Source organism: Enterobacter sp. NFIX58 (genome assembly GCF_900110475.1).
GTDB lineage: Bacteria > Pseudomonadota > Gammaproteobacteria > Enterobacterales > Enterobacteriaceae > Enterobacter > Enterobacter quasiroggenkampii.
Genome location: NZ_FODW01000001.1, coordinates 1,014,953 through 1,031,284, shown reverse-complemented (window position 1 = coordinate 1,031,284; position 16,332 = coordinate 1,014,953). Strand labels below are relative to the sequence as shown.

The 16,332-nt window shown below is 55.1% G+C and carries 17 protein-coding genes; 11 read left to right on the top strand and 6 right to left on the bottom strand.

Annotation, left to right across the window (positions count from 1 at the left end):
- The first annotated feature begins 2 nt into the window (after positions 1-2).
- The 3 genes from astE to ves all read left to right on the top strand — a co-directional run bounded on the left by astE (position 3) and on the right by ves (position 2,656).
- Positions 3-968: a succinylglutamate desuccinylase gene (astE, locus tag BMW97_RS05045; protein ID WP_045910254.1), complete on the top strand. Its 966-nt coding sequence runs from the start codon at positions 3-5 to the stop codon at positions 966-968.
- Positions 969-1,306: 338 nt separating this feature from the next.
- Complete coding sequence (gene spy, locus BMW97_RS05040; protein ID WP_008500682.1) at positions 1,307-1,801, top strand: ATP-independent periplasmic protein-refolding chaperone Spy; 495 nt, start codon at positions 1,307-1,309, stop codon at positions 1,799-1,801.
- Positions 1,802-2,098: 297 nt separating this feature from the next.
- The gene (gene ves / locus BMW97_RS05035; protein ID WP_021241069.1) at positions 2,099-2,656 is read left to right on the top strand and encodes an environmental stress-induced protein Ves; all 558 of its coding nucleotides are present in this window, start codon (positions 2,099-2,101) and stop codon (positions 2,654-2,656) included.
- Here the strand turns inward: ves and cho are convergent.
- Both cho and nadE read right to left on the bottom strand, forming a co-directional pair.
- Complete coding sequence (gene cho, locus BMW97_RS05030; RefSeq protein ID WP_045910612.1) at positions 2,634-3,512, bottom strand: excinuclease Cho; 879 nt, start codon at positions 3,510-3,512, stop codon at positions 2,634-2,636. The two genes, ves and cho, sit on opposite strands and share 23 nt — an antisense overlap.
- 115 nt (positions 3,513-3,627) lie before the next feature.
- Positions 3,628-4,452: an ammonia-dependent NAD(+) synthetase gene (nadE, locus tag BMW97_RS05025; RefSeq protein ID WP_032651538.1), complete on the bottom strand. Its 825-nt coding sequence runs from the start codon at positions 4,450-4,452 to the stop codon at positions 3,628-3,630.
- Between the two features lie 221 nt (positions 4,453-4,673).
- Here nadE and osmE point away from each other — a divergent pair, with 221 nt between their 5' ends.
- The 7 genes from osmE to chbG all read left to right on the top strand — a co-directional run bounded on the left by osmE (position 4,674) and on the right by chbG (position 10,523).
- The gene (gene osmE, locus BMW97_RS05020) at positions 4,674-5,015 is read left to right on the top strand and encodes an osmotically-inducible lipoprotein OsmE (RefSeq protein ID WP_008500677.1); all 342 of its coding nucleotides are present in this window, start codon (positions 4,674-4,676) and stop codon (positions 5,013-5,015) included.
- 284 nt (positions 5,016-5,299) lie between these two features.
- A complete protein-coding gene (gene chbB / locus BMW97_RS05015; RefSeq protein WP_045910255.1) occupies positions 5,300-5,617 on the top strand; it encodes a PTS N,N'-diacetylchitobiose transporter subunit IIB in 318 nt (105 codons plus the stop codon).
- 79 nt (positions 5,618-5,696) lie between these two features.
- The gene (chbC, locus tag BMW97_RS05010; RefSeq protein ID WP_023311283.1) at positions 5,697-7,055 is read left to right on the top strand and encodes a PTS N,N'-diacetylchitobiose transporter subunit IIC; all 1,359 of its coding nucleotides are present in this window, start codon (positions 5,697-5,699) and stop codon (positions 7,053-7,055) included.
- Positions 7,056-7,101: 46 nt separating this feature from the next.
- On the top strand, positions 7,102-7,449 hold the full coding sequence (gene chbA, locus BMW97_RS05005; protein ID WP_032639846.1) for a PTS N,N'-diacetylchitobiose transporter subunit IIA: 348 nt from the start codon (positions 7,102-7,104) through the stop codon (positions 7,447-7,449).
- A 29-nt stretch (positions 7,450-7,478) separates the two neighbouring features.
- Complete coding sequence (gene chbR, locus BMW97_RS05000) at positions 7,479-8,297, top strand: transcriptional regulator ChbR (RefSeq protein ID WP_029740446.1); 819 nt, start codon at positions 7,479-7,481, stop codon at positions 8,295-8,297.
- Between the two features lie 109 nt (positions 8,298-8,406).
- Positions 8,407-9,762 carry a 6-phospho-beta-glucosidase gene (locus tag BMW97_RS04995; RefSeq protein WP_045910256.1) on the top strand — a complete coding sequence of 452 codons (1,356 nt, stop codon included), beginning with the start codon at positions 8,407-8,409 and terminating at the stop codon, positions 9,760-9,762.
- 11 nt (positions 9,763-9,773) lie between these two features.
- On the top strand, positions 9,774-10,523 hold the full coding sequence (gene chbG / locus BMW97_RS04990) for a chitin disaccharide deacetylase (RefSeq protein ID WP_045910257.1): 750 nt from the start codon (positions 9,774-9,776) through the stop codon (positions 10,521-10,523).
- A gap of 88 nt (positions 10,524-10,611) precedes the next feature.
- Here chbG and katE read toward each other — a convergent pair whose 3' ends face one another.
- Positions 10,612-12,861, bottom strand: coding sequence for a catalase HPII (katE, locus tag BMW97_RS04985; protein WP_045910258.1), 2,250 nt, complete (start codon positions 12,859-12,861; stop codon positions 10,612-10,614).
- A 167-nt stretch (positions 12,862-13,028) separates the two neighbouring features.
- Between katE and cedA the strand changes: the two genes are divergently transcribed.
- On the top strand, positions 13,029-13,304 hold the full coding sequence (gene cedA, locus BMW97_RS04980; RefSeq protein ID WP_258526576.1) for a cell division activator CedA: 276 nt from the start codon (positions 13,029-13,031) through the stop codon (positions 13,302-13,304).
- A gap of 48 nt (positions 13,305-13,352) precedes the next feature.
- On the opposite strand, the gene BMW97_RS04975 is transcribed toward cedA, so the two are convergent.
- The 3 genes from BMW97_RS04975 to hxpB all read right to left on the bottom strand — a co-directional run bounded on the left by BMW97_RS04975 (position 13,353) and on the right by hxpB (position 16,235).
- Positions 13,353-14,744: an L-cystine transporter gene (locus BMW97_RS04975; RefSeq protein ID WP_045336125.1), complete on the bottom strand. Its 1,392-nt coding sequence runs from the start codon at positions 14,742-14,744 to the stop codon at positions 13,353-13,355.
- Between the two features lie 127 nt (positions 14,745-14,871).
- Positions 14,872-15,462 (bottom strand): metal-dependent hydrolase, encoded by a 591-nt coding sequence (locus tag BMW97_RS04970; RefSeq protein WP_032644865.1) that lies wholly within the window; start codon positions 15,460-15,462, stop codon positions 14,872-14,874.
- Positions 15,463-15,563: 101 nt separating this feature from the next.
- Positions 15,564-16,235 carry a hexitol phosphatase HxpB gene (gene hxpB / locus BMW97_RS04965; protein ID WP_045910259.1) on the bottom strand — a complete coding sequence of 224 codons (672 nt, stop codon included), beginning with the start codon at positions 16,233-16,235 and terminating at the stop codon, positions 15,564-15,566.
- Positions 16,236-16,332: the final 97 nt, after the last annotated feature.

The window sequence follows — 16,332 nt, the reverse complement described above, 5'->3', positions numbered from 1 at the left end:
ATATGGAAAATTTACTGGCGCTGACCCTGGCCGATGAAACGCCGGAACAGAAAGAGGGGGACGGTCCCTCATTTCGCTGGCGGTGGCTGGGGCGCGGGGTGCTTGAGCTGACGCCGACCGCAAAAAGCGATCTCTCGCTGCTGCTTTCAACGGGCATTCACGGGAATGAAACGGCACCCGTTGAGATTGTCGATCTGCTGCTGCGCGCGCTGTATCGCAATGAGATTGCCCTGACGTGCCGCGTGCTGGTGGTGCTCGGCAATCCGCCTGCGCTGGCGGAAAACAAACGGTATCTGGTGAGCGACATTAACCGCATGTTCGGCGGGCGCTGGTCGCAGTTTCCGCAGAGTGACGAAACGGCGCGGGCAGCGTGGCTGGAGAACGTCGTGACCGCGTTTTTTGCTGCTGCGGGACCGGCGCGCTGGCATCTGGATCTGCATACGGCCATCCGCGCGTCCTACCATGTTCGCTTCGGCGTGTTGCCGCAGCGCAATCAGCCGTGGGAGGAAGATTTTCTGAGCTGGCTGGGAGACGCCGGGCTGGAGGCGCTGGTGTTTCACCAGTCGCCGGGCGGAACCTTTACGCACTTCACCTGTGAACACTTTGGTGCGTTGTCCTGTACGCTGGAGCTGGGGAAAGCGCTGCCGTTTGGGCAAAACGATCTCTCTCGCTTTGCGCCTACGCATCTCGCCCTGCGGGCGCTGCTGGGAGGAAAGGCTCCCGAGCCTACGCATCAGCCCGTCGAGCGGTACCGGGTCGTCCAGCAGATCACGCGGCGCAGCGATGCCTTCCTGCTCCATATGGCCGCGCATACCCTGAACTTCACGCCGTTCCGCAAAGGGGCGCTGCTGGCCGAGGATGGCGAGGAGCGTTATGAGGTGCAGAAAACCACCGAGTATGTTTTATTTCCTAATCCCACCGTGGCGTTTGGCTTGCGTGCCGGACTGATGCTGGAAAAAATATCCTGAACCTTTCCCCTCTCTTCATCCGGGAGGGGAAGTAAAATACCCTTTCTTAGCAATTAAAGCGCCTGTACGTGTTTTGCAGAATATTCCTGGTGAATTGCTTTATTATTCACCTTCACTTCGTTATACTTTTGCTAAATCGCTTTAAAATCATCGTATTGAATATTTTTGGTTGCAACTCTCCACGCTTTATCCTTATTTCCTCCACATTTGGCGAAAATTTGTTTTTTACACTTTCATTGTTTTACCGTTGCTCTGACTAATTGACGATAAACCCCGTAAAGTTAATCTCGTCAACACGGCATAGCGCCGAAGAATAACTGAAAGAAAGGAAATAAATTATGCGTAAGTTTACTGCACTGTTTGTTGCTTCTACCCTGGCTCTGGGCGCTACCAGCATGGCGTTCGCCGCAGATACTGCGACCACAACCGCTGCCGCGCCTGCTGAAGGCAAAATGATGATGCATCATAAAGGCCCGGGTATGCACAACGAGATGATGATGTTTAAGGATCTCAACCTGACGGATGCGCAGAAACAGCAGATCCGCGATATCCGGAAAAGCGAACGCGACCAGATGAAACGTCCGCCGCTGGAAGAGCGTCGTGCCATGCATGACATCATCGCCAGCGACAGCTTCGACAAGGCAAAAGCCGAAGCGCAGATCGACAAAATGGCCGAGCAGCACAAAGCCCGCATGCTGGCTCACCTGGAAACCCAGAACAAGATCTACAACATTCTGACCCCGGAACAGAAAAAACAATTTAATGCGAATTTTGAGAAGCGTCTGACAGAACGTCCGGCGATGGAAGGTAAAATGCCAGCACCAACCGAATAATCGGTTCACTCTCTTAAGACCGCCGGGATCCTGTCCACAAAAGCGAAAACGCTGTGGACAGGACCGGCGGTTTTTCTTTCCTGCCCTCTTGTCTGCCGCCGCCAGCGCGGTATGCTCCTGTAGTCGCATCAGAGAATGTTTGTAGAGTCATGGCGTTAGCATTTTTATTGACGTTCCGCTAAGGCCTGCCCGCTCTGCTGCCGATACTGTGTCTGTGAATACCTAACGATAACAAACAAGACAGCAACGATAGCAATATCCTTGCCCTGGCACGGGTTGTGCCATTCAGGAGTGGTGATGGAGTTCTTTGATATCCGTAAAATGCCGGTCAGCCTGTGGCGCAATGGTGCGGGTGAAACGCGTGAGATTTGTTGTTTCCCTCCCGCGACGCGTGATTTTCACTGGCGTGCCAGTATCGCGACTATCGCCAGCAACGGCGAATTCTCCTCTTTCCCCGGCGTCGATCGGGTGATTACCTTGCTGGAAGGTGGGGAGGTGACGCTGGATGCCGGTCAGGCGTTCTTCCATACCCTGAAGCACCATCAGCCCTATAGTTTTGCCGGCGACCTGCCGGTGAAAGCGCTGCTGTCCGATGGGCGGATGGCGATGGACTTCAACATCATGACCCGTCGCGACTGCTGCCGGGCGAAGGTGCGCGTGGCTGACCGTACCTTTACCACCTTTGGCACACGCGGGGGCGTGGTGTTTGTGTTAAGCGGGGCGTGGCAACTGGGTGATAAATTGCTGACGGCCGATCAGGGCGCCAGCTGGGAGGAGGGTACCCATACGCTGCGTCTGCTGGAGGCTCAGGGTACCTTATTGTTCAGCGAAATCACGTGGCTGCCAGGCCATTGAGTTCAATGATCTCAAACTTACCGGCCAGCACAGGTTTACAGAGAATTTTGTAGCCATCGTGGTCAAATCCGGCGGGCGTGCGCAGCAGGGTTGCCGCGTCGTTGATATCGTCTACAGCGCCCAGCCAGAGCCAGTTATTGACGATGTGGTACTGGGTCATCGCGTCACCCACTTCTTTGAGCGCAACGGCGCTTTCCCAGGGCCAGCACTTCACGCTGATGGCCCCCAGACCGGAGAGGAGCCGTGCGTGGTGCGCCTCAACGCTCTCTTTGCCACAGCAGGCACCGGCACAGCGCTTCAGCGCGGATCGAAAACAGGCGCGTCCGCGCGTGGTCGCCTCCAGGCCCAAAAGGCTGTAGCAAAGCTGGAGCTCGTCCGCCAGCGTCTGCAGCGCCTGAAGTGCGGCACGTTTATTGGCGAACAGTCCGTAGAGATTCGGGGCATGAGAAAAATCGACGTCGCGCGCGTAGACGACCTGTGGCTTGCCTTCGTTGATCTGCAGGGAGCAGAGCTGACGGTTGCGGCGCAGGCGCTTGTTGAAAAGCGGCTGTTGTTCTTTTATCAACCGCGCCTCCAGCAACAGCGCGCCCATTTCTCCCGCCGTCTGGAACCAGGTAATGCGTCGCGACTGGCGCAGCATGGCGGCCTCGTCCGGCGTACGCAGATGGGATAATACCCGACTGCGAATGTTAACGCTCTTGCCGATGTAGAGCGGCAGGGTGTCGCTTTCGCCGTGAAAGATGTACACGCCCGGCTGTTTAGGCAGTGCTTCAAGCCAGGGGCGAAGGTGCTCGGGATATTCGTAGATAGCCGCCGCTTCAAACTCAAGACGCGGGGCGGATTGACGCCTGCTCACATACTGCTCCATATACTGTTCAGGTATACAGTGTAGCAGGAGTGTGGTGGTTAAAAAAGAGCCGGGTGGCGGCGATGCCTTACCCGGCCTACAAAACGGGGTTACCGTTTTGCATTTATTTCCAGAAGTCGTCAAACACCGTAATCGGTGGGCGACGCTTGTGCTCGGTTTTCAGATACCAGCCTTCGATGATCTTCGCGGTGCCTTCATCCAGCTTTTTGCCTTCCAGATAATCGTCAATGTTGTCGTAGGTGACGCCAAGGGCCGCTTCATCCGGCAGGGAAGGGCGATCGTCTTCAAGGTCAGCTGTCGGCGCTTTCTTATACAGATGCTCAGGGCAGCCCAGCGCGGCAAGCAGCTGCTTGCCCTGACGTTTGTTCAGGCGGAAGATCGGGTTAATGTCGGTGCCGCCGTCGCCATATTTGGTGAAGAAGCCGGTGATCGCTTCGGCCGCATGGTCGGTGCCGACCACGACGCCTTTGGTCATCCCGGCGATGCTGTACTGCGCTTTCATGCGCTCGCGTGCCTTTTCATTGCCGCGAACGAAATCGCTCAGCTCAATGCCCGCTTCGCGTAACGCCTGCTCGCTTGCCAGCACCGAGCCTTTAATATTCACGGTCAGCACGCGGTCAGGCTGAATGAAGGCAATGGCGTCCTGGCAATCCTGCTCGTCTGCCTGTACGCCGTAAGGAAGGCGCACAGCGATAAACTGCAGCGTCTCATCGCCCGTCTCTTCGCGGAGCTCTGAAATGGCCATCTGGCAGAGCTTGCCGGTCAGCGTTGAATCCTGGCCGCCGCTGATGCCCAGCACCAGAGATTTCAGGAAAGAGTTCTTCTTTAAATACGCTTTTAAAAAATCCACGCTGCGGCGGATCTCTTCATGTGCATCTACCGCAGGCTTCGCGCCCAGCGCCTGGATAATCTCTTGTTGCAGAGTCATCACGCTCTCCATAAACAGAATGTGTTAACTGTTAAAACTAACCCTTTGGGCGAGAAACGACAAGGATCACAGTTTCGAGTGCGCTAATTTGCGCCGATTTAGCAGCTTATCGTTGTTTTATTAGAATTTTCCGAAATTCGTCTGGCGTAACGCACAAAGTTGAACAATAGTACTTTTTATCCCATGCTTAGATAACACGCTGATAAACAAGAGGACGGAATATGAACAAGAACGTAGCAGGAATTCTTAGCGCAGCGGCGGTACTGACTATGCTGGCAGGGTGTACGGCTTACGATCGCACCAAGGATCAGTTTACGCAGCCCGTAGTAAAAGACGTTAAAAAGGGGATGACCCGTTCGCAGGTGGCTGCGATTGCCGGTAAACCTTCTTCTGAAGTCACCATGATTCATGCGAAAGGGACCTGCCAGACCTATATCCTGGGTCAACGTGATGGTAAGGCAGAAACCTACTTTGTCGCCCTGGATGATACCGGTCATGTGATCAACTCCGGCTATCAGACCTGTGCTGAATACGACACCGATCCGCAGGCACCTAAGGCGTAGTCACCCTGCTTGCCTGAGGATGTTAACAAACCGGCCCCGGGGCCGGTTTTTTTATGCATCAGAAAATCTTATTTCTTTTCGCGAATTATTTGCCCGAAATGTGAGGGTAGTCAACAAGCCAGGTCAATGAGAGACAATTCTAGTCTATCCAGAATTATCCCCTGTCTGTACCATTGCGTATACTCACTCCAACGATAAACAACAGTACGCAAACTACCTGTCTGCCGGGACAGCGAGTCGAGTGATAGCGCGATGGCAGGTAGTCATACAAGAGGGAAATCACGATGGAAAAGAAACATATCTACCTGTTCTGCTCAGCGGGCATGTCAACCTCGCTTCTGGTCTCAAAGATGCGTGCGCAGGCTGAAAAGTATGAAGTCCCTGTGGTGATCGAAGCGTTCCCCGAGACGCTGGCGGGCGAAAAAGGTAAGACAGCCGATGTTGTTTTACTGGGACCGCAAATTGCTTATATGTTGCCCGAAATTCAACGACTGTTACCTAATAAACCGGTCGAAGTGATCGACTCGGGGCTGTACGGCAAGATTGATGGTTTAGGTGTTCTTAAAGCTGCTGTGGCAGCCATTAAAAAAGCTGCTAATTAATTTTTATTTTTCCCGTCAAAGAGTTATTTCACACACAATACGCCGTAACATGCGTTACGGCATTTAAGGGTATTTTCCTATGAGTAAAGTCATCGCTTCACTTGAAAAGGTACTCCTTCCTTTTGCTGTTAAAATAGGAAAGCAGCCTCACGTTAATGCCATCAAAAACGGCTTTATTAAATTAATGCCGTTGACGCTGGCCGGGGCCATGTTCGTTTTAATTAACAACGTTTTTCTGAGCTTTGGTGAAGGTTCCTTCTTTTATTCATTAGGAATTCGGTTAGACGCTTCCACTATTGAAACCCTTAATGGTTTTAAAGCCATCGGCGGCAACGTCTATAACGGTACGTTGGGAATTATGTCGCTGATGGCGCCTTTCTTTATTGGGATGGCGCTGGCAGAAGAGCGTAAAGTCGATCCGCTGGCCGCCGGGTTATTATCCGTCGCCGCCTTTATGACCGTCACGCCTTACAGCGTGGGTGAAGCCTATGCCGTTGGCGCCAACTGGCTGGGTGGGGCTAACATCATCTCCGGTATTGTTATCGGCCTGGTGGTGGCAGAGATGTTCACCTTTATCATCCGTCGAAACTGGGTGATTCGCCTGCCGGATAGCGTACCGGCTTCTGTATCCCGTTCATTTTCCGCGTTGATTCCAGGCTTCATTATTCTCTCCATCATGGGGATTATTGCCTGGGCGCTCTCTCACTGGGGCACAAACTTCCACCAGATCATCATGGACTCTATCTCTACGCCGCTGGCGTCGATGGGTGGCGTGGTCGGTTGGGCGTATGTGATTTTCACCTCTCTGCTGTGGTTCTTTGGCGTGCATGGTTCACTGGCACTGGCTGCGCTGGACAGCGGAATTATGACCCCATGGGCACTGGAAAACGTTGCACTTTATCAGCAGTACGGCTCCGTTGACGCGGCGCTGGCAGCGGGTAAAACCTTCCATGTGTGGGCGAAGCCGATGCTTGACTCCTATATCTTCCTGGGCGGTACCGGGGCGACCTTGGGTCTGATCATCGCGGTCTTTATTGTCTCTCGTCGTGCTGATTACCGTCAGGTCGCGAAGCTGGCGCTGCCATCAGGCATCTTCCAGATTAACGAACCGATCCTGTTCGGTCTGCCAATCATCATGAACCCGGTCATGTTCATTCCGTTCATCCTGATTCAGCCGCTGCTGGCCGCTATCACCCTGACGGCGTACTACATGGGCATCATTCCACCGGTTACCAACATTGCACCGTGGACCATGCCGGCGGGTCTGGGCGCCTTCTTCAACACCAACGGCAGCGTCGCGGCCTTCCTGCTGGCGATATTCAACCTCGGGATTGCCACCCTGCTGTACATGCCATTCGTGGCGATTGCGAACAAAGCCGCCACCATCATTGATGAAGAAGAGAGCGAAGAGGATATTGCCCTCTCACTGAAATTCTAAGATTGACGGCGCGGGGAAACCCGCGCCAGCCACAAGGAGCTTAAAGATGTTAGATTTGGATAGTATTGTCGCAGACGACGCCGCCGAGAACGATCTGGAAGAAGTGGTGATGGGGCTTATCATCAACTCTGGGCAGGCCCGCAGCCTGGCCTATGCCGCACTGAAGCAGGCCAAGCAGGGGGATTTCGCCGCGGCAAAAACCATGATGGAACAGTCCCGCACGGCGCTGAACGAAGCGCACCTGGTGCAGACAAAGCTGATTGAAAGCGATCAGGGCGAAGGGAAGATGAAGGTCAGCCTGGTGCTGGTTCACGCGCAGGATCACCTGATGACCTCGATGCTGGCACGTGAGCTGGTGGCGGAGCTCATTGAGCTTCACGAGAAGATGCAGTAAGTCAGACTGAGTAGCAGGAGGTCAGCACGATGGAAATTAAAACCGCACTTGAACAGCAGCTGTTTAATGGCAAAAATTTTCACGTGGTTATCTACAACAAGACGGAGAGCGCCAGTGGTCTGCATCAGCATGACTACTACGAGTTCACGATTGTTCTGACCGGTCGCTACTATCAGGAGATCAACGGTAAGCGCGTCCTGCTTGAACGAGGGGATTTCGTCTTCCTGCCGATGGGGTCTTATCACCAGAGCTTTTACGAATTTGGTGCCACCCGCATTCTGAATGTGGGCGTCAGCAGACGTTTCTTCGAGAAGCACTATCTGCCGCTGGTGCCGTTCTGCTTTGTGGCCTCTCAGGTCTATCGGGTCAAAAACGAGTTCATGACCTGGATTGAAACGGTGATCGCCTCGCTTAACTTCCGCGACAATGAATTTGATGAGTTTATTGAAACGGTGACCTTCTACGTGATGAACCGGCTGCGTCATCATCGTGAAGAGCAGCAGGTGACGGATGATATTCCGCAATGGCTACGCAGCACCGTTGAGCTGATGCACGACAAAGGCCAGTTCAGCGAAAATGCGCTGGAAAATATGGTCTCCCTGTCGGGCAAATCCCAGGAATATCTGACCCGTGCGACGCAGCGTTATTATCGTAAAACGCCCGTGCAAATTATTAATGAAATCCGCATTAATTTTGCTAAAAAACAGCTGGAAATTACCAACTATTCTGTCACCGATATTGCTTACGAGTCAGGATACAGCAGTCCCAGCCTGTTTATTAAAACCTTTAAGAAATTGACGTCATTCACACCGAACAGTTACCGGAAAAATTTGACGGTAATTAATTAACTTTCGGCGGATTACCCGCCACGAATATTGCTTTAATGGCTTGCCCAAATAGCGGGAAGAGCACGCTATACCTTGCAGGCGATTAACCTGATACGCTAAGGGAGATATTATGCAGAAGAAATTAAAAGTCGTAACCATTGGTGGCGGCAGCAGCTACACCCCGGAATTACTTGAAGGTTTCCTGAAACGTTATCATGAATTACCGGTCAGCGAATTATGGCTGGTGGACGTTGAGGAAGGTCAGGAGAAGCTGAATATTATTTTCGACCTGTGCAAGCGCATGGTGGAAAAAGCGGGCGTGCCTCTGACCGTGCATAAAACCCTCGATCGTCGTCTGGCGCTGAAAGATGCGGATTTCGTCACCACCCAGCTGCGCGTCGGCCAGCTGAAGGCACGTGAGCTGGACGAGCGTATTCCGCTGAGCCACGGGTATCTGGGGCAGGAGACTAACGGCGCGGGCGGCCTGTTTAAAGGCCTGCGTACTATCCCGGTCATTTTCGACATCGTCAAAGACGTACAGGAGATCTGCCCGAACGCGTGGGTCATTAACTTCACCAACCCGGCCGGCATGGTCACTGAAGCGGTCTATCGTCATACCGGCTTCAAACGTTTTATCGGCGTCTGCAACATTCCGATCGGCATGAAGATGTTTATCCGCGACGTGCTGGCGCTGACCGACAGCGACGATCTCTCCATCGATCTGTTCGGCCTGAACCACATGGTATTTATTAAAGATGTCATCGTGAACGGAAAATCGCGCTTTGCCGAGCTCCTCGACGGCGTAGCCTCCGGTCGTCTGACGGCGGCATCGGTGAAAAACATCTTTGACCTGCCGTTCAGCGAAGGGCTGATCCGCTCGCTGAATCTGCTGCCTTGCTCGTACCTGCTTTACTACTTCAAGCAGAAAGAGATGCTGGCCATCGAAATGGGCGAGTATTATAAGGGCGGCGCGCGTGCGCAGATCGTTCAGAAGGTTGAGAAGCAGCTGTTCGATTTGTATAAAGACCCGAACCTGAACGTCAAACCGAAAGAGCTGGAGCAGCGCGGCGGGGCCTACTACTCCGATGCGGCGTGTGAAGTGATCAACGCCATCTACAACGACAAGCAGGCGGAGCACTATGTCAACGTGCCGCACCACGGCCATGTCGACAATATTCCGGCTGACTGGGCCGTCGAAATGACCTGCATCCTGGGACGCGAGGGGGCTAAACCGCATCCTCGTATCACCCACTTCGATGACAAGGTCATGGGGCTGATCCACACCATCAAAGGCTTTGAAGTGGCGGCAAGCAACGCGGCGCTGAGCGGTGAGCTCAATGACGTGCTGCTGGCCCTGAACCTCAGCCCGCTGGTGCATTCTGACCGCGACGCGGAGCAACTGGCCAGCGAGATGATCCTGGCGCATGAAAAATGGTTGCCGAACTTTGCCGCCACGATCGAGAAGCTGAAGTTCAAACAGCAATAAGAGGACGCACAATGGAAAACCTGCTGATCGTTAATGCTGATGATTTTGGCCTCTCGAAAGGTCAGAACTACGGCATTATTGAAGCCTGTCGCCGGGGGGTTGTGACCTCTACAACGGCGCTGGTTAATGGTGAGGCGGTTGAACACGCGGCGCAGCTGAGCCGCGAGGTGCCGGAGCTGGGCGTAGGCATGCATTTTGTGCTGACGCTCGGGATGCCGCTTTCGCCAATGCCGGGCCTGACGCGCGATGGCCAGCTGGGTAAATGGATTTGGGAACTGGCGGAGCAGGGTGCTCTGCCGCTCGAAGAGATTGCCCGCGAGCTGGAGTGTCAGTTCAACCGCTTCGTTGATGTGTTTGGTCAGACGCCGACGCACATCGACAGCCATCACCACGTGCATATGATCCCGGCGATTTTCCCGCTTGTTGCCGGGTTTGCACAGCGCAAAGGCGTGGCGATGCGCGTGGATCGCGAGGTGCACGGATTGCCGGACTGTGCTGTCACCACCACTGAGGGGTTCAGCAGCGCGTTTTACGGCGACGAGATCGACGACGCGCTGTTCCTGAAGGTGCTGGATGATTCCGCCGCGCGGTGTGAACGTTCGCTGGAGGTCATGGCACATCCTGCCTTTGTCGATAACACCGTGCGTAAAAGCGCCTACTGCTGGCCGCGTCTGGCGGAGCTGGATGTGCTGACGTCGCCGTCGTTGAAATTCGCGATTGCCGAGCGCGGGTATCGGTTGGGGACGTTCGGGGATCTTTGAAATAAAGCCCGGTGGCGGCTTCGCCTTACCGGGCCTACAAAACCAATCGAATGTAGGCCGGGTAAGCGCGAGCGCCACCCGGCTTTTTTTACGCCGGAATCTGATCGATCTTGCTGCTTCGCGACCAGACACGGTGCGCGGCGAGCAAATCAAACAGCTTCGTCATAAAGGCATCGTCAACGTTATCTCCCTCGACAATCCCGTCCTCACCCTGATCGGCCACCTTCAGCTGCGCTTTGAACTGCCGCGCGTCGCCGGACAGCGCGATCGGCTTCAGGTGCTTATAGGCTTCCAGCAGATAATAGACGGCGTCGCCGTTGGTCAGCAGGCTGGCAATATCCCCGCACGGCACGATCACCGCATCGACGGTCAGTGATGGCGCACCGGCAAAGGTCGCCGCGACCGGCAGCACAGAACCATCGTTGGCCGTCACTTCACCCATGCGGGAATAGAGCAGTTTGGCATGCACGCCCTGGGTTTTCAGCGCCTGCATAATCCCCAGCACGTCGCTGGCGCGGGTTTTGTCGTTCAGCAGAATGGCGACCACGCGGCCTTTAATCGAGCCGCCCGGCACTGCATACAGGCTCAGCGACGGATCTTTCTTCACGCCGTTAACCTCTTTCGGCGGAGCAAGGTTACGTTGCTCATCGGTCAGCGTAATGCCCAGGTTATCCGCGACGCTCTGGGCAAGCTGAATATCAATATGCGCCAGCTGATCGACCACGCGCTCGCGGATGTAGGTGCGCACCACTTTACTCAGCTCGAAGCTGAAGCCGCCGATGATGTGCTGTTGCTCAATCGGCGTCTGGCTGTTCCAGAACAGGCGAGGGTGGGCGTAATACTCACCGAACGAGGGGCTGCGCTCGCGAATTTTATTGCCATCGATGCGCTCCTGATACGATTCGAATCCACCGCGTTTCGGTCCGGGAGGTGTTTCACGCGGCCAGTTATCGTTGATGGAGTTCGGCTCATAGTTTGCCGGGTTGGTATCAATATCCTGACGGTGCATCCCGTCGCGCTGGAAGTTGTGATACGGGCAGGTTGGGCGGTTAATCGGAATTTCGTGGAAGTTCGGCCCGCCGAGTCGGCTAATCTGCGTATCGGTATAGGAGAACAGGCGTCCCTGCAGGAGCGGATCGTTGGTGAAGTCCAGCCCCGGCACGATATGCCCCGGGTGGAACGCGGCCTGCTCGTTTTCGGCAAAGAAGTTATCCGGGTTACGGTTAAGCACCATTTTACCCACCAGCTGCACCGGCACCAGCTCTTCCGGGATCAGCTTCGTCGGGTCCAGAAGGTCGAAATCGAACTTAAATTCGTCCTCTTCCGGTATGAGCTGCAGGCCAAGTTCGTATTCCGGGAAGTCGCCCGCTTCAATGGATTCCCACAGCTCGCGGCGATGGAAGTCCGGATCGCGCCCGGTCAGCTTCTGCGCCTCGTCCCACACCAGCGAGGCTTTACCCGCGACAGGCTTCCAGTGGAAGCGGACAAACGTGGCTTTCCCCTCGGCATTGATCAAACGGAAGGTATGGATGCCAAACCCTTCCATGGTGCGGTAGCTGCGCGGAATCCCGCGGTCTGACATCGCCCACATCACGTTGTGTAAGGTTTCAGGCTGCAGGGAAACATAGTCCCAGAAGGTGTCGTGCGCACTTTGTCCCTGCGGTATGGCCCAGTGGGGCTCCGGTTTTACCGCATGGACAAAGTCAGGAAATTTATGCGCATCCTGAATGAAAAACACCGGCGTGTTATTGCCGACCAGATCGAAAATACCCTCTTCGGTATAAAACTTGGTGGCAAAGCCGCGGATATCCCGGACGGTATCTGCCGACCCCGCGCCACCCTGCACGGTGGAGAAACGCACAAAGACCGGGGTGATTTTATCCGGGTCGGAGAGGAAATCCGCTTTGGTGATCGCTTTCAGGCTCTTGTAGGGCTGAAAGTAGCCGTGCGCAGCGGAACCGCGCGCGTGGACGATGCGTTCTGGTATCCGCTCGTGGTCAAAATGGGTGATTTTTTCCCGCAGGATAAAGTCTTCCAGCAGGGTTGGCCCGCGCGCGCCTGCGCGAAGGGAGTTTTGATCGTCAGCAATGCGTACGCCCTGATTGGTCGTGAGCGCGAAACCTTCACCGCCTTTTCGGTGTGGTTCAAGAGATTTCAGCTTCTCGTTTCCCGTGTCCGGCGATTTCATGCTTCCCGGTGCGGTAGGCTGTTCGCCCGGTGCGGAGGGGCCAGGGGAGGGGCGGTGAGAGCCGTCAGCGGGAGCGAGAGAGTCCATACCCGGTTGAGATTCTTCAGTGCCATGAATGGGTGATTGATGTGTTTTATCTTTGTTCGACATTGCACGCTTCTCCTTTATCCATTGCTAAAAACCCTATTAAGGATAGAACAATGTCGCGACATGGTTCGCGAACTAAGAGTTTTCATATGCCGTGATTAGCGAAAGGAGCCATCTCACCCACTCGGAGCGCGACGGAAGGCAGCAGGATCGGCTATCATAGAATTTTCCTGCTTCAAGAATTTGCTTTAGTGAATCCGTTGCTTATGAAACCTCTTCGTCAACAAAACCGCCAGGTTATTAGCTATGTGCCCCGCGTTGAGCCCGCGCCGCCAGACCATGCCCTGAAAGTGGAGGGCTTTCGCGATGTGTGGCAGTTACGGGGGAAATACGTGGCCTTTGTGCTGGTCGGCGAGCATTTCCGTCGCTCTCCCACCTTTACGGTGCCGGAGTCCGCACAGCGGTGGGCGATGCAGATCCGCCAGGATGAAGAGGTTGAAGAATAACAGCCATAAAAAAACCGCCATCAGGCGGTTTTTTTATTTCTAACGTGTTTAGCGGTGCGCCAGCTCGGCGTCGTCTTCACTTTCCAGAATCGCTTTGTCGGTCTGCTTCAGCCACTGGCTGGTCAGCGTACCGGCGGTCATGGAGCCGCTCACATTCAGCGCGGTACGACCCATGTCGATCAGCGGCTCAACGGAGATCAGCAGGGCGACCAGCGTCACGGGCAGACCCAGCGCAGGCAGCACAATCAGCGCGGCGAAGGTTGCGCCGCCGCCAACACCCGCAACGCCTGCGGAGCTTACGGTGACAATCCCGACCAGCGTGGCGATCCAGACCGGATCCAGCGGGTTGATGCCGACTGTAGGAGCAACCATTACCGCCAGCATCGCCGGGTACAGACCCGCACAGCCGTTCTGACCAATGGTGGCACCAAAGGAGGCAGAGAAGCTGGCGATAGATTCAGGCACGCCCAGACGACGGGTTTGCGCTTCAACGTTCAGCGGGATAGACGCGGCGCTGGAACGGCTGGTGAAGGCAAAGGTCAGTACCGGCCAGACCTTACGGAAGTACTTCAGCGGGCTGACGCCGTTCACGCCCAGCAGGATGCCGTGCACCACGAACATAATGCCCAGGCCCAGGTAAGAGGCGACAACGAAGCTGCCCAGCTTAATGATGTCCTGCAGGTTAGAGCCGGCAACCACTTTGGTCATCAGCGCCAGCACGCCGTAAGGGGTGAGCTGCATGACCAGACGGACCAGCTTCATCACCCAGCTTTGCAGGGTGTCAATTGCGGTCAGCACGCGTTCGCCTTTTGGCGCATCGTCTTTCAGCAACTTCAGCGCCGCTACGCCCAGGAACGCGGCGAAAATAACCACGCTGATGATCGAGGTTGGGCTCGCACCGGTCAGGTCAGCAAACGGGTTCTTCGGAATGAAGGAGAGCACCATCTGCGGCACGGTCAGGTCAGCCACTTTCCCAACGTAGTTGGTCTGAATCGCGGTCAGACGCGCCGTTTCAGCGGTACCCTGAACCAGACCCTCTGCAGTCAGACCAAACAGGTTAGTGACCAGCACACCCACCAGCGCGGCAATCAGCGTGGTGAACAGCAGCGTGCCGATGGTCAGGAAACTGATTTTTCCCAACTGGGTCGCGTTGTGCAGGCGGGCAACGGCGCTCAGAATAGAGGCGAAGACCAGCGGCATAACGATCATCTGCAGCAGCTGGACATAGCCGTTACCGACAATGTTGAACCACTGAATGGAATCTTTCAGAACTGGATTATCGGAGCCATAAATTGCCTGTAATGCCAGACCAAATACGACACCCATGGCCAGACCAACCAGCACCTTTTTCGCCAGGCTCCACTGTTTGTGGCGCGCCTGCGCGAGAAGCAATAGCAATACAGCGAACACAACGACGTTCGCGATGAGTGGAAAATTCATCCCCGTTCTCCTGATTTATTATCGGGTCGGTTTTTACCGATCCTGTTGGCGGAAGGTTAGCAGAAGTGTGATGTAGCGCTTATATCCAAATGGAATGGATTATGACAAATGGGATAATTTTGTTGGTTTACTGTTCAATCTGGTGATGAATAAAGCGATTGAACTGAAATTGCAGCGAATTAATCATCTGGGAAGACCAGCGGACTGCACTGTTTTCGGGCAACGTTTGCGGCATCCAGACGGCGTAAGCAAACAGCGCCATGCACAAGACGCGCTCCAGCTGGTTCCCTTTCTGCGGTGCGAGAATGGGAAAACGGAAGCGCCAGCGGCAGGGCCACAGCAGCGGTACGCCCGCGGGCGTCAGCATATCGGCCAGAATATGGCTTAAATATCCCAGCACCATCCCCTGAATGGCATCACCGGGGACGATCCAGCTTTCGGGCACTTTTAAATAGAAAAGCGTCAGCAGGCCAAACACGGCCAGCAGGCTGTGCGTAAACCCCCGGTGGCCGAACGCGCGGGCGATGGGTTTCGATACCCACTTCAGGCGCTGTCCGAGGAACGACTTGGGGTGGTCGATGTCAGGCAGCAGACAGGTCAATACGGCGGAAGGGACGATATGCCACCAGTCCCCCTGTGCCAGCACGGGGGTGAGTTCAGCGTTTTTGGCAAATACTGCGCACGCGATAGAAAAAAGCAGGTGGCCTTCCGCCGTCATGATAAAACCCACAAAACTGTCAATTCATACAGTATAGGGTTTTTATACAGTAGGCGGAAGAGGTGACGGTGTAACTGTTTGTCACAAACCGGAGGAGGGCGTTAACCGCCCTGCAGATGGCGCGCCGTCAGTTCTGCCAGTGAATGTAGCTTCACATCGGCAAGCGCGAACCGGGGATCGTGGCGGCCTTCTTCCGCAGGCACCACAATGGAGCGCATCCGCGCGGCTTTAGAGGCCACCATGCCGTTAACGGAATCTTCCAGCGCAACGCAGTTGAGGGGATCCAGGCCGAGCTTAGCGGCACAGTCCAGATAGACCTGCGGGTGCGGCTTGCTGTAAGGCAATTTCTCAGCGGAGGCAAGCGCGTCGAAACTGTCGCGCAGTTCAAACATGACGAGCACTTTTTCCAGCATATGCAGCGGTGACGCCGAGGCCAGGCCGACCTTCAGCCCCTGGGCTTTACACAGCGCGACCGCCTCACGTACGCCGGGCAGCAGCGGCTTGCTCTCTTCTACCAGCGAAATGGCGCGGCTGATAATGCGCGCGGTCACTTCATCACGACCTGGTCCAGCCCACGGCTGTTGGGCATACCACAGGTCAACCACCATATCGATGCGCAGGCCCAGCGTATCGGGAAGTTCATTACGGCGGCTGATATCCACGCCCAGGCTGGCCATGACGTCCAGTTCAGCGCGATCCCACAACGGTTCGGAATCGATCAGTAATCCATCCATGTCAAAAATTGCGGCAAGAATTTGGCGCGGTGTCGACATCACAACGTCTCCTTATCCAGGGTGTTCGACAGACGATAAGTGCTAAGCACACTCTGCAATTTAGCATATTGCTTTTAAAGAGCGGGCGAAATTGATG

Bases quoted from the DNA above. Each gene is read 5' to 3' on its own strand.
- chbG (WP_045910257.1), top strand. From the start codon at position 9,774: ATGGAAAACCTGCTGATCGTTAATGCTGATGATTTTGGCCTCTCGAAA.
- chbR (WP_029740446.1), top strand. From the start codon at position 7,479: ATGGAAATTAAAACCGCACTTGAACAGCAGCTGTTTAATGGCAAAAAT.
- osmE (WP_008500677.1), top strand. From the start codon at position 4,674: ATGAACAAGAACGTAGCAGGAATTCTTAGCGCAGCGGCGGTACTGACT.
- chbB (WP_045910255.1), top strand. From the start codon at position 5,300: ATGGAAAAGAAACATATCTACCTGTTCTGCTCAGCGGGCATGTCAACC.
- spy (WP_008500682.1), top strand. From the start codon at position 1,307: ATGCGTAAGTTTACTGCACTGTTTGTTGCTTCTACCCTGGCTCTGGGC.
- BMW97_RS04970 (WP_032644865.1), bottom strand. From the start codon at position 15,462: ATGACGGCGGAAGGCCACCTGCTTTTTTCTATCGCGTGCGCAGTATTT.
- chbA (WP_032639846.1), top strand. From the start codon at position 7,102: ATGTTAGATTTGGATAGTATTGTCGCAGACGACGCCGCCGAGAACGAT.
- hxpB (WP_045910259.1), bottom strand. From the start codon at position 16,235: ATGTCGACACCGCGCCAAATTCTTGCCGCAATTTTTGACATGGATGGA.
- katE (WP_045910258.1), bottom strand. From the start codon at position 12,861: ATGTCGAACAAAGATAAAACACATCAATCACCCATTCATGGCACTGAA.
- chbC (WP_023311283.1), top strand. From the start codon at position 5,697: ATGAGTAAAGTCATCGCTTCACTTGAAAAGGTACTCCTTCCTTTTGCT.
- BMW97_RS04975 (WP_045336125.1), bottom strand. From the start codon at position 14,744: ATGAATTTTCCACTCATCGCGAACGTCGTTGTGTTCGCTGTATTGCTA.
- ves (WP_021241069.1), top strand. From the start codon at position 2,099: ATGGAGTTCTTTGATATCCGTAAAATGCCGGTCAGCCTGTGGCGCAAT.
- nadE (WP_032651538.1), bottom strand. From the start codon at position 4,452: ATGACTCTGCAACAAGAGATTATCCAGGCGCTGGGCGCGAAGCCTGCG.
- BMW97_RS04995 (WP_045910256.1), top strand. From the start codon at position 8,407: ATGCAGAAGAAATTAAAAGTCGTAACCATTGGTGGCGGCAGCAGCTAC.
- astE (WP_045910254.1), top strand. From the start codon at position 3: ATGGAAAATTTACTGGCGCTGACCCTGGCCGATGAAACGCCGGAACAG.